Consider the following 12,037-nt stretch of genomic DNA (forward strand, 5'->3'; position numbering starts at 1 on the left):
CCGGCCGAGGTTACCCGGCGAAGGGATCGCGCAGCGTGATGGTGTCGTCGCGGTCCGGGCTGGTGGAGAGCAGCACCACCGGCGCCTCCACCAGCTCCTCGATGCGGCGGACGTATTTCACCGCCGCCGCCGGCAGGTCGGCATAGCTGCGCGCCCCGCGCGTGCTCTCGCTCCAGCCCTCGAGCACCTCGTAGATCGGCTCGGCCGCCGCCTGCGCCGCCATGGCGAAGGGCAACCGCCGCATCTCCTGGCCGCGGACGCGGTAGCCGGTGCAGAGCTTCAGCTCCCGCAGCCCGTCCAGCACGTCGAGCTTGGTGAGGGCGAGGCCCTGGATGCCGCCGATCTTCACCGCCTGGCGCACCATGCAGGCATCGAACCAGCCGCAGCGCCGCCGCCGCCCGGTGACGGTGCCGAACTCGCGCCCGCGATCGCCGAGCCCCTTGCCGATCTCGTCGAACAGCTCGGTCGGGAAGGGGCCGCTGCCGACGCGGGTGGCATAGGCCTTGGCGATGCCGAGCACCATGCCGACCGCATCCGGCCCGATGCCGGCACCGGCCGCGGCATTGCCCGCCACCGTGTTGCTGCTGGTGACATAGGGGTAGGTGCCGTGATCGACATCGAGCATCACCGCCTGCGCGCCCTCGAACAGCACGCGCTTGCCGCTCTGCCGCGCCTCGTCCAGCCGCTCCCACACCGCCTCGGCGAAGGGCAGCAGCTTCGGCGCCCAGGCGAGGAGCTGGTCGAGCAGCCCCTGCTTCTCGAACTCCGGCGCGCCGAGGCCGCGCAGCAGGGAGTTGTGGTGCAGCAGCAGCTCGTCGAGCTTCCGCGAGAGCGTCTGCGGCTCCGCCAGGTCGCAGAGGCGGATGGAGCGGCGCCCCACCTTGTCCTCATAGGCCGGGCCGATGCCGCGCCCGGTGGTGCCGATCCGGTCGCCGCCGCGCGCCGCCTCCCGCGCCTTGTCGAGCGCCGGGTGCAGCGGCAGGATCAGCGGCGTGTTCTCGGCGATGCGCAGATTCTCGGGCGTCACCCGCAGCCCCTGCGCCGTGACCCTGTCGATCTCGTCCAGCAGCGCCTGCGGATCGAGCACCACGCCGTTGCCGATGAGGCCGATCTTGCCCCGCACCACGCCGGAGGGCAGCAGGGAGAGCTTGTAGGTCTCGTTCCCCACCACCAGCGTGTGGCCGGCATTGTGGCCGCCCTGGAAGCGCACGACGAGGTCGGCGCGGCTGGCCAGCCAGTCCACCACCTTGCCCTTGCCCTCGTCGCCCCATTGGGCGCCGATCACGGCGACATTGGCCATCGGCCTAGTCCTTTCGATGCAGTTCTGGCGCGGGCAGCGGCGTGGCCTCGCCATCCCGCAGGATATGCGTGCAGCGGAGCGCCTGCGGCGCATCCTCGGCGGATAGCGCCCGCACGGTGGCGAAGCCCTCGGCCCGCAGCGCCGCGAGCGCCGGCTCCGGCACCCCGGACGGCACGAAGACCCGCCGTCGCGGCGGCGGCGGCGGCGCCGCGCGCTGCACCGCATCCGGATAGAGGCTCATGCCCGTCGCCGGCTCCTCGTTCAACGACCGGTAGCGGCCGCCACGGCCGAGCTCGCCGGTCGCGCCCGGCCCGAAGACGGTGAAGGCGACGCCGGTGTGGTAGTGGAAGCCGCGGAACTCCATCGGGTCGAGGGTGATCCGCAAGGCCGGGTCGCGCGCCCGGATGGCCGCGATCACCGCCGCGGCATTGTCGGCGATCGCCCGCGCCGCCGGCGGCAGGTCGAGCCCGGCCAGCGCGGCCAGCGCCGCATCCGCCGGCCCCGCCGCGCGCAGCAGTTCCGGCAGCAGCGCCGCGAGGTCGACGGCGAGCGGCGCCGCCCGGGCGGCGATGGTCAGCACCGCCACCGGGTCCTTGCGGTCGATCCCCTGGCGGAGGGCGGTGACCATGGCTCGCGCCGCCTTCGGCCGTATCCCGCGCGCCTCGAGCGCCTCGCCGGTCAGCCCGGCGGCGTCCAGCAGCACCCCGGCCATGGTCGGCAGGCTGATATCGAGGGTGATGCCGGCCACCCCGGCCCGGGCCAGCGCTTCGGCCGCGACCACCGCCACCTCGGCATCCGCCTCGGCCGCCGCGCTGCCGATCAGCTCGACGCCGACCTGCGGCAGCTGCCGCTCCGGGGCGATCTGGGTGCCGCGCACCCGCAGCACCTGCCCGGCATAGCAGAGCCGCAGCGGCCGGGCCTGCAGGCCGAGCCGGGTGGCGGCGATGCGGGCCACCTGCGGCGTGGTATCGGCGCGGAGCCCCATCATCCGCTGGCTGACCGGGTCCATCAGGCGGAAGGTCTGCTCGGCGACCGCGGCGCCGGAGCCGGCGAGCAGGCTGTCCTCGAATTCCAGCAGCGGCGGCTTCACCCGCTCATAGCCATGGGCGCCGAAGGCGGCCATCAGCGTCTCGACGAGGGCGGCCTCCCGCTCGGCCTCGGGCGGCAGCAGGTCGATCAGCCCTGCCGGCAGCAGGCCGGTCGGCGGCAGGTCCTGGGCAGCGTCGTCGGTCATGACTGCCGCGGTGTGGCAGCGGGTGGCGGGCGACGCAAGAGGCCCCGCCCGCCGCATCCTGCCGGCGGCAGGGATGCGCCCGGCCTGCCGGGCCGCCGCCCCGGCGCCACCGGGGCGGCGAGGCCGTTGATCCGGATGCCGGCGGCGGCCGCCTCGTCGCGCGCCAGCGCCGCCGGCCGGGCCGCCGCCGGCGGGGCGGGAGGGCGGCGGCGCGGCATGCGGCCTCCGGGCCTGTCTCCCGGCTCGCGGCGGGCTGCGGCCCCGCGGCCGAGGCTTGGCGGGCCGCGCGGGCCGGCGCATGGTCCGGGACGAGGAAACACGGGATGCCCCGCATGCCTGAGATGACGGTGGACGGCTATCCGCTGAGCTATGCCGAGAGCGGCGCCGGCGATCCGCTGGTGCTGGTGCACGGCACGCTCGGCGACCAGCGCTACTGGGCGCCGCAGATGCCGACCCTCGGCCGGCACTACCATGTCATGGCGCTCTCCATGCGGCATTGCTGGCCGGGCCGCTGGGAGGCGGGCGGCGACTTCACCATCGACCGGCATGTCGCGGACCTCGCGGGCTTCATCCGGGGCCTCGGCGCCGGGCCGGTGCGCCTCGTCGGCCATTCCCGCGGCGGCCATATCGCCTTCCGCCTGGCGGAGCGGCATCCCGAGCTGCTCCGCGCCCTGGTCCTGGCCGAGCCGGGCGGCGAGCTGGACGAGAGCCTGGGCGGCCAGCCCGCGAGCGGCGCCCAGCGCGGCGCCTTCGCCGAGGGGGCGGCGCTGGTCGAGGCCGGCGACATCGAGGCCGGGCTGCGCCGCATCGCCGAGCACACCGGCGGCCCCGGCGCCTGGGAGCGCCGCAGCGAGGCGCGCAAGACCATCAACCGCGACAATGCCCGCACCCTGCTCGGCCAGCGGAACGAGCAGCGCCGCCCCTATTCCCGCGCCGCGGCGGAGGCGATCCGCGCCCCGACGCTGCTGGTGGTCGGGGCCCAGACCCTGCCGAATTTCGTCGCCAATGCCGATGCGCTGGAGCGGCACATCCCGGGCTGCGAGCGGGTCTCGATCCCGCGGGCGGCGCATTCGATGAGCCAGGACAACCCCGCCGATTTCGACGCCGCGGTGCTCGCCTTCCTGGAACGGCACTGAGCATGCGCAGCGTCCTCGTCACTGGCGGCAGCGGCAAGGCCGGCAGGGCGGTGGTGCGCGAGCTGCTGGCGCATGGCTATGCGGTGCTGAACGCCGATCTCCGGCCCGCCCCCCTCCCCCCGGGCGCAGGCCCCGACACCGCCATGCCCGCGCATGCGATGCAGGTGGACCTCACCGAGTTCGGCGCCGCCGTCGAATGCCTGCAGCGCATGGCCGGCACGCTGGACCGCCGCCGCGACCCGCTCGGCAAGCCCTTCGCCGTGGTGCACCTGGCCGGCATCCCCGCCCCCGGCCTGGCGACGGACGCGGCCACCTTCCAGACCAACATGATGACCACCTACAACCTGTTCTCGGCCGCCACCCTGGCCGGGGTGGAGCGGGTGGTCTGGGCCTCCAGCGAGACCACCTACGGCCTGCCCCTCACCCGCAGCCCGCCGCTCTTCGCCCCCGTCACCGAGGAGCATCCCCTGGTGCCGGAGAGCGGCTATGCCCTGGCCAAGACGCTCTGCGAGCGGATGGCCGAGGAAATGCACCGCTGGAATCCCGGCACCCGCTTCACCGCGCTGCGCATCTCCAACATCCTGGAGGCCGAGGACTACGCCCTGATACCCGGCTTCCAGCGGGACCCGGCGCTGCGCCGCTGGAACCTCTGGTCCTGGGTGGATGCGCGGGACGTGGCCCAGGCCTGCCGCCTGGCGCTGGAGGCCGACACCGCCGGCTGCGACGCCTTCACCATCGCCGCCGCGGACACCGTGATGGAACGGCCGAGCCGCGAGCTGATGGCCGAATGCTTCCCCGATGTGCCGATCCGCGGCCCGCTGGCCGAGCACGGGACGCTGCTCGGCATCGAGAAGGCGCGGCGCCTGCTCGGCTACGCGCCGCTGCATAGCTGGCGGCAACGCTAGCGCGAGCAACTTCGGCAAGGCTCGTGCGCTTGCGCTCCGCCGGGATACGGGTGGGGAGGCACGTGTCATGCAGGGAAGCCTTGGACGGCATCTGCCCTGGGTCCTGGTCGGCCTGATCGGGGCGGGCGCCCTGGCGATGATCGCCACCGCCCGCGGCGAGCCGGTCGGCGCCGTCTGGGTCCTCGCCGTCTCCATCGCCTGCTACCTGATCGCCTATCGCTACTACAGCCGCTTCATCGCCGAGCGGGTGATGCAGCTCGACCCGGCGCGGCCGACCCCGGCGGTGCGGCACAATGACGGGCTGGACTACGTGCCCACCAACCGCACCGTCCTCTTCGGCCACCATTTCGCCGCCATCGCCGGGGCCGGGCCGCTGGTCGGGCCGGTGCTGGCGGCGCAGATGGGCTACCTGCCCGGCATGCTCTGGATTCTCGTCGGCGTGGTGCTGGCCGGCGCGGTGCAGGACTTCATGGTGCTCTTCGTCTCGATGCGGCGCGACGGGCGCTCCCTCGGCGAGCTGATCCGCGCCGAGCTGGGGCCGGTGCCGGGGGTGATCGCCCTCTTCGGCACCTTCATGATCATGGTGATCATCCTCGCCGTGCTCTCGCTCATCGTGGTGAAGGCGCTGGCCGAGAGCCCCTGGGGCAGCTTCACCGTCGCCGCCACCATCCCGATCGCGCTGCTGATGGGCATCTATCTCCGCTTCCTCCGGCCCGGCGCCATCGGCGAGGTCTCGGTGCTCGGCTTCGTGCTGCTGATGCTGGCGATCCTCGGCGGGCAATGGGTGGCGGCGGACCCGGCCTGGGCGGCCGCCTTCACCTTCAGCGCCACCCAGCTCTGCTGGCTGCTGATCGGCTACGGCTTCGTCGCCTCCATCCTGCCGGTCTGGCTGCTACTGGCGCCGCGCGACTACCTCTCGACCTTCCTCAAGATCGGCACCATCCTCGGCCTCGCCCTCGGCATCCTGGTGGTGCTGCCCGAGCTGCGCATGCCGGCGGTGACGCGCTTCGTCGATGGCAGCGGCCCGGTCTGGTCCGGCAGCCTCTTCCCCTTCCTCTTCATCACCATCGCCTGCGGCGCCGTCTCCGGCTTCCACGCCCTCATCTCCTCCGGCACCACGCCGAAGCTGATCGACAACGAGAGCAATGCCCGGCTGATCGGCTATGGCGGCATGCTGATGGAGAGCTTCGTCGCCATCATGGCGCTGATCGCGGCGAGCGTGATCGAGCCCGGCGTCTACTTCACCATGAACAGCCCCGGCGCCGCGATCGGCACCACCGCCGAGAGCGCCTCGGCCGCCGTCACCGCCATGGGCTTCCCGATCACCCCGGCCGAGATCGCCCAGACCGCGCAGGATGTCGGCGAGACCAGCATTATCTCGCGGGCCGGCGGCGCGCCGACCCTCGCCGTCGGCATGGCGCACATCTTCCACCAGGTCATCGGCGGCAAGGCGATGATGGCCTTCTGGTACCATTTCGCCATCCTGTTCGAGGCGCTGTTCATCCTGACCGCCGTCGATGCCGGCACCCGCGCCGGGCGCTTCATGCTGCAGGACCTGCTCGGCGTCTTCGTCCCCTCGATGCAGGACACCGCGAACTGGGCCTCGGGCGTGATCGCCACCGCGCTCTGCGTCGGCGCCTGGGGCTTCTTTCTCTACCAGGGCGTGACCGATCCGCTCGGCGGGGTGAACACGCTCTGGCCGCTCTTCGGCATCTCCAACCAGATGCTGGCCGCCGTCGCCCTCACCCTCTGCACCGTCGTCATCTTCCGCATGAAGCGCGAGCGCTATGCCTGGGTGACGATCCTGCCGACCGTCTGGCTGGTGGCCTGCACGCTCACCGCCGGGCTGCAGAAGATCCTCTCCTCCGATCCGCGCGTCGGCTTCCTCGAGCACGCCGCGCGCTTCCAGGCGGCGCTCGACCAGGGGCAACTCCTGGCGCCGGCGAAGACGCCGGAGCAGATGGCGCAGATCATCTTCAACGACCGCATCGACGCGGCGCTCGCCGCGCTCTTCGTCGCCGTCGTCCTCGCCATCCTGGTCTTTGGCGTGCGCTCCTGCCTCGAGGCCTACCGCGCCGGCGGCTGGACCGCGCATGAGATCGGCGGGCCGCGGCAGGTGGCGGCGGAATGAACACCGCCGCCCCCGCCGCCGGCCTGCGCCCCTGGCTGCGCTGCCTCTGCGACACCGCGCGGCTGATGGTCGGCCAGCCGAATTACGACATCTATCTCGAGCATGCGCGGCGGCAGCATCCGGACCAGGCGCCGATGAGCCGGACCGAGTTCTTCCGCAACCGCGAGGCGGCCCGCTTCGGCGGCAGCACCCGCGGCTTCCGCTGCTGCTGAGGCGGGCGCACACTCCTCCCATAACCAAGGGGGAGGAGCGCCATGCGCATGCAGGGAAAGGTCGCCGTCGTCACCGGCGGCGCCTCGGGGATCGGCAAGCGGACGGCGGAGCGCTTCGTCGAGGAGGGCGGCCGGGTCGTCATCGCCGACATCCAGGAGGCTGCGGCCGGGCGGCTCTGCGAGACGCTCGGCGCGGCAGCCGCCGCCATCCGCTGCGACGTGACGGAGGAGGCCGACATCGCCGCCGCCATCGCGCTCGCCGGGCAACGCTGGGGCCGGCTCGACCTGATGTTCAACAATGCCGGCCGTCCCGGCGACCCCAACCCGATCGAGACCATGCCGGCGGCGGGCTGGGACGACACCATGGCGGTGCTGCTCCGCTCGGTCATGCTCGGCATCAAGCATGCGGCGCCGGTGATGCGGGCCCAGGGCTCGGGCGCCATCGTCTCCACCGCGAGCATCGCCGGCCTCATCCCCGGCTCCACCGCGACCGCCTATTCGGTGGCGAAATCCGCCGTCATCCAGCTCACCAAATGCGCGGCGCTGGAGCTGGCCGAGCATGGCATCCGGGTGAACTGCGTCTGCCCCGGCCCGATCGCCACGCCGATCTTCGGCCGCTCCGCCGCCCTGCCGAGCCAGCTCGACCAGCGCGTCGCCGAGACGGCGCGGGCGCCGCTTGCCGGGTTCCAGCCGATCCGGCGCGAGGGGCGGCCGGACGACATCGCCGAGGCGGTGCTCTACCTCGCCGATGACCGCGCCGGCTTCGTCACCGGGGTGGCGCTCACCGTCGATGGCGGCTTCGCCGCCGGCATGACGCCGGGCGAGCGGACCCGCATCTGGGCCCCGCTGCGCGGCGCGGTGGCGGCGCTGGCCGAGGACGCCGGCTGATACCAACGGCCGTTGATGGTGACCCATCAACGGCCCCTCAGTCGCCGGGCGGTTTGCTCCGCAAACCTTGGCTTCGCGCCACTGGGCGCGGCGCCCATTCGGGCGCTCGGCATGAATGGAGCATTCATGCCGTTGGTATGAGACTGGGCGCAAACCTCCGGTTTGCCGGGGCCTTCGCGGCATGAGCCGCGGCGCCCGTTCGGACGCCCGGCCCTGCGGGCCGCAGGCCGGAGCTTCGTGCGCCGGGTATCAGGCGCCGGGCTCAGCGCGTGGTCGGTATGCCCGCCTCGGCGATGACCCGTCCCCATTTCGGGATGTCGGCGGCGATGCGGTCGCGCATCGCCTCCGGCGTGCTGCCGACCGGGTCGAGGCCGAGTTGGGCGAGCCGCGCCCGCTGCTCGGGATCGGCGAGCACGCCGAGCGCCGCGGCGCGGACCTTGTCGATGATCGGCCGCGGCGTGCCGGCCGGCGCCATCAGCCCGAACCAGGAGAGCGCCTCGAAGCCCGGGAAGCCCTGCTCGGCGACGGTCGGCACCTCCGGCGCGGCCACGGTGCGGCCGGAGGAGGTGACGGCGAGGCCGCGCAGCCTCCCCTCGCGCAGCAGCGGCATGGCGGCGCCGGCATTCTGGATGCCGACCGGCAGCACGCCGCTCATCACATCGGCCAGGTTGGCGCCGCGATAGGGCACGTGCTCCATGCGGATGCCGGCCTGGTGGCAGAGCATCTCGCCGGCGATGTGCTGCGGCGTGCCGACGCCCGGCGTGCCATAGGCGAGCCCCCCGGGCCGCGCCCGCGCCGCCGCGATGAGGGCGTCGAGCGTCCGCGGGCCGCTCTCCCGGTTGGCGAGGATGACCGAGGCCATGGCGAGTGTCGCGCAGATGGAGGCGAGGTCCCTCAGCGGGTCGAAGGGCAGCGCCTGCATGGCCGGCAGCACGGTGATGGCGGCATTGCCGGCCCAGAGCAGCGTGTAGCCGTCGGGCGCCGCCTTGGCGACGCGGTCGGTGCCGATGGCCCCGGAATTGCCGCTGACATTGTCGACCACCACCGGCTGCTCCCAGGCCTGGCCGAAGGCCTGGGCGAAGATCCGCGCGGTGACGTCGGTGGCGCTGCCGGCGGTGAAGCCGACGACCAGCCGCACCGGCCGGCTGGGCCAGGCCGGCTGCGCCCGCGCCGGACGAGGCAGGGCGGGCATGGCGGCGAGGAGGCCGGCGCCCCCCAGCAGGCGCCGCCGCGGCAGCGTTGGACTCATGCGACGTTGCTCCCGCCACCGCCGGCCTCTGCCGGGCCGGCTGGTGGACGGGCGATCCTACCGCGACCGCGTCGGAACCGGAACGCCGATCAGGCGGTGGCGCGCACCAGCTTCCCCGGCCGCGCGCCGGTCTCCTCGCCCCGCTCGAAGATCGGCACGCCGCTGACCATGGTCAGGTCGTAGCCATCGACCCGCTGCACCAGCCGCCGCCCGCCAGCCGGCAGGTCGTAGGTCATCTCCGGATGGTGCGGCCGCAGGGCGTCGAAATCGATGACGTTGACATCGGCCTTCTTGCCGACCGCCAGCCGGCCGCGGTCGTGGAAGCCGAAGAAATCCGCCGTCTCGCTGGTCTGGCGTTTGATGACGAATTCGAGCGGCAGGCGCTCGCCGCGCTGCCGGTCGCGCACCCAATGCGTCAGCATGGTGGTGTTGAGCGAGGCGTCGCAGATCACGCCGCAATGCGCGCCGCCATCCGAGAGGCCGAGCACGGTGTGCGGGTCGGTGATCATCTCCCGCACCACCTCGAGATCGCCATGGACGTAGTTGGTGACGGGGAAGTACAGCATCCGCCCGCCATCGCCGCCGGTCAGGTAGTCGTAGCAATAGGTGGCCGGGTCGACCCCCTCCTTCGCCGCCAGGGCGGCGATGCTGCGCTCCGGCGGCGGCTCGTAGTCCGGCGTCTCGCCGAGGACGTACATGCGGTCCCAGCGGCTGGCGATCTGGCGCGAGAGCGGCGGCAGGATCTCCATCAGCCGCGGGCTGGCCTCCTCGGCCAGGATGGCGGCGCGCATCGCCGGCTCGCGCAGCCGGGCAAGCTGCTCCGCGGGGCTGAGGCGCGCCAGCTCGGCGAAGCTCTCGCGCAGCGCGAAGGGGTTGAGCGAGGTGGTGAGGCCGAGGATCAGCCCGACCGGCCGCCCCGCCACCTGGGCCGAGAGGGCGAGCCCCTCCTGCCGCGCCGCGCGGATGCCCCGCATCAGGCGCCGCCAGCGCTCGGGGTCGTAGCTGCGGTCGGTCAGCAGGAACCAGACCGGCCGGCCGCTATCCTTCGCCACCTGCCGCAGCCAGCCGAACTCGGCCGCCTCGTCCTCGAAATCCGAGAGCATGCCGAAGGCGCCGCGGCCGGCCCGGCCCATCGCCCGGCCGATGGCGATCAGCTCCTCATGCTCGGCATAGCGCCCGGGCACCAGCTCGCCGGCCGGGGTCTTGTGCTGGTCGGTGCGCGAGGTGGTGAAGCCGAAGGCGCCGGCCCGCAGCGCCTCCTCGGTCAGCCGCGCCATCAGCGCGATGTCCTCCTCGGTCGCCATCTCGCGGTTGATGGCGCGCTCGCCCATGGCATAGACGCGCAGCGGGTGATGCGCGATCTGCGCCGCGACGTCGATGGTCCGCGGCAGCCGGGCCAGGGCGTCGAGATAGCTCGGGAAGCTCTCCCAGTCCCAGCGCAGCCCCTCGGCCAGCGCGATGCCGGGGATGTCCTCCACCCCCTCCATCAGGTCGATCAGCGCCTGGTGGTGCGCCGGGCGGACGGGGGCGAAGCCGACGCCGCAATTGCCGAAGAGGATGGTGGTGGCGCCGTGCCAGGAGGAGGGGGCGAGCACCGGGTCCCAGGTGGCCTGGCCGTCGTAATGGGTGTGGATGTCCACCCAGCCCGGCGTCACCAGCCGGCCCTCGGCCGGGATGTCGCGCCGGGCCGGCCCCGCCTTGCCGCCCACCTGGGCGATGCGGTCGCCATCGATGGCGAGGTCGCCGGTGAAGCGCGGCGCCCCCGTGCCATCGACGATGGTGCCACCTCGGATCACGACGTCATGCATGGGACCGGCTCTTTCTCGCTGTCTTGGTCGGGCGACCGAGTGTGCCGGGGGATGGGGTCCGCGTCCACTGGTTGTCGCGCCCCGGGGGGCGCCACCGCGTGTGCGCGAACGCACAGACCCTTTCGCAACCGTATGGCACGGTCGGCACAGACTGCGATCCTGGGGGGGATCAGCGATGCCGGATGCAGAGACGATCCAGCAGGTGCTGGAGACCTGGTTTCCGCCAGGGCTGGAGACCGCCGATGCCGGGACGCATCACCGGGCCTTCGAGGCCTGGTTCGATGGCGGCGTCGCACCATCGCCCGCCGTGGCGCGGCTCGCCCGGGCCGCGCTCGCGGGCCATCTCGACGGCTGGACGGCGACGGCGCACGGGCGCCTCGCCCTGCTTCTGCTGCTCGGCCAGGCGCCCCGCTGCCTGCACCCCGGCACGCCGCAGGCCTATGCCGGCGACCCGGATGCGTTGCGGCTCGCCGAGGAGGGGCTGCGGAACGGTCATTACGATGCCCTCGACCATGCCTGGGAGCGGAGCCTGTTCCTGCTGCCCCTCGCCCAGGCCGAGGGGCCGGACCACCGCGAGCGGCTGATCCGCCTCTGCGCCATGGCCGAGGCGGTGGCCTGGTCGGCGCCCGAGGCGCTGCGGCCGCTCTATCGCTGCGCCGCCGACCAGGCGCAGGGGCATCGCGCGGTGATCGCCCGGTTCGGCCGCTACCCGCACCGCAATGCCATCCTCGGCCGCGCCACGACCGAGGAGGAGGCGGATTACCTGACCACCGGCGCGCTGACGCCGCGCCGGAGGCCGCCGACCGCGGCGCGGCTCGAGCTGGTGGACGCCCTCTAGGATAGCCCCCTGCCGCCCCTCTCCGGGATGAGCCTAGCAGGCCGCACCGGCGGCTTGCGCCGCACGGCCGCCACCCCACCTGGCCGGCGGCATCCGTGCAGGCGCCGGAGCACCCGCTCGCCGCGTCGCGCTACGACTGCGTGGTGATCGGCGCCGGGGTGCGGCTGCCGCCGCGCAGCCGCCTGACCTTCGAGGCGCTGCTGCACGCCAGCCACCGCGGCGCCCGCGACGCCGCGATCGCCCTCAACACGCATCCCGAGGACAGCGACCTGGCCGCCGGCCGCTGGCCGGGCGCCTCGGCGGCGAGGCCAGGGCGCCCGGGCTGATCGCGGCCCG

General features: G+C 73.5%; 11 protein-coding genes. 7 read left to right on the top strand and 4 right to left on the bottom strand.

What is annotated here, in order from left to right; all coding sequences use genetic code 11:
* Positions 1-10 precede the first annotated feature (10 nt).
* Both DOO78_RS14480 and DOO78_RS14485 read right to left on the bottom strand, forming a co-directional pair.
* On the bottom strand, positions 11-1,300 hold the full coding sequence (locus DOO78_RS14480) for an adenylosuccinate synthase (protein ID WP_111470566.1): 1,290 nt from the start codon (positions 1,298-1,300) through the stop codon (positions 11-13).
* A 4-nt stretch (positions 1,301-1,304) separates the two neighbouring features.
* Positions 1,305-2,534 carry an ATP phosphoribosyltransferase regulatory subunit gene (locus DOO78_RS14485; RefSeq protein ID WP_111470567.1) on the bottom strand — a complete coding sequence of 410 codons (1,230 nt, stop codon included), beginning with the start codon at positions 2,532-2,534 and terminating at the stop codon, positions 1,305-1,307.
* 323 nt (positions 2,535-2,857) lie between these two features.
* Between DOO78_RS14485 and DOO78_RS14490 the strand changes: the two genes are divergently transcribed.
* From DOO78_RS14490 to DOO78_RS14510, 5 genes are all read left to right on the top strand, one after another.
* A complete protein-coding gene (locus tag DOO78_RS14490; protein WP_111470568.1) occupies positions 2,858-3,670 on the top strand; it encodes an alpha/beta fold hydrolase in 813 nt (270 codons plus the stop codon).
* Positions 3,671-3,672: 2 nt separating this feature from the next.
* Positions 3,673-4,575: an NAD-dependent epimerase/dehydratase family protein gene (locus tag DOO78_RS14495; RefSeq protein WP_111470569.1), complete on the top strand. Its 903-nt coding sequence runs from the start codon at positions 3,673-3,675 to the stop codon at positions 4,573-4,575.
* Between the two features lie 67 nt (positions 4,576-4,642).
* Positions 4,643-6,706, top strand: coding sequence for a carbon starvation CstA family protein (locus tag DOO78_RS14500; RefSeq protein WP_111470570.1), 2,064 nt, complete (start codon positions 4,643-4,645; stop codon positions 6,704-6,706).
* On the top strand, positions 6,703-6,918 hold the full coding sequence (locus tag DOO78_RS14505; RefSeq protein ID WP_111470571.1) for a YbdD/YjiX family protein: 216 nt from the start codon (positions 6,703-6,705) through the stop codon (positions 6,916-6,918). Before DOO78_RS14500 ends, DOO78_RS14505 begins: the two co-directional genes overlap by 4 nt.
* Before the next feature lie 42 nt (positions 6,919-6,960).
* Positions 6,961-7,806, top strand: coding sequence for an SDR family NAD(P)-dependent oxidoreductase (locus DOO78_RS14510; RefSeq protein WP_111470572.1), 846 nt, complete (start codon positions 6,961-6,963; stop codon positions 7,804-7,806).
* Between the two features lie 262 nt (positions 7,807-8,068).
* On the opposite strand, the gene DOO78_RS14515 is transcribed toward DOO78_RS14510, so the two are convergent.
* Positions 8,069-9,055, bottom strand: a complete 987-nt coding sequence (locus DOO78_RS14515; RefSeq protein WP_111470573.1) for a Bug family tripartite tricarboxylate transporter substrate binding protein — start codon at positions 9,053-9,055, stop codon at positions 8,069-8,071.
* 89 nt (positions 9,056-9,144) lie between these two features.
* Complete coding sequence (locus DOO78_RS14520) at positions 9,145-10,863, bottom strand: N-acyl-D-amino-acid deacylase family protein (protein ID WP_111470574.1); 1,719 nt, start codon at positions 10,861-10,863, stop codon at positions 9,145-9,147.
* 175 nt (positions 10,864-11,038) lie between these two features.
* On the opposite strand from DOO78_RS14520, the gene DOO78_RS14525 reads away from it, so the two are divergent.
* Both DOO78_RS14525 and DOO78_RS14530 read left to right on the top strand, forming a co-directional pair.
* Positions 11,039-11,701 carry a DUF924 family protein gene (locus tag DOO78_RS14525; protein ID WP_165838902.1) on the top strand — a complete coding sequence of 221 codons (663 nt, stop codon included), beginning with the start codon at positions 11,039-11,041 and terminating at the stop codon, positions 11,699-11,701.
* A gap of 95 nt (positions 11,702-11,796) precedes the next feature.
* Positions 11,797-12,027: a hypothetical protein gene (locus tag DOO78_RS14530; RefSeq protein ID WP_111470576.1), complete on the top strand. Its 231-nt coding sequence runs from the start codon at positions 11,797-11,799 to the stop codon at positions 12,025-12,027.
* The last annotated feature ends 10 nt before the right edge of the window (positions 12,028-12,037 follow it).

This window comes from Roseicella frigidaeris, assembly GCF_003258945.1.
GTDB classification, from domain to species: domain Bacteria; phylum Pseudomonadota; class Alphaproteobacteria; order Acetobacterales; family Acetobacteraceae; genus Paracraurococcus; species Paracraurococcus frigidaeris.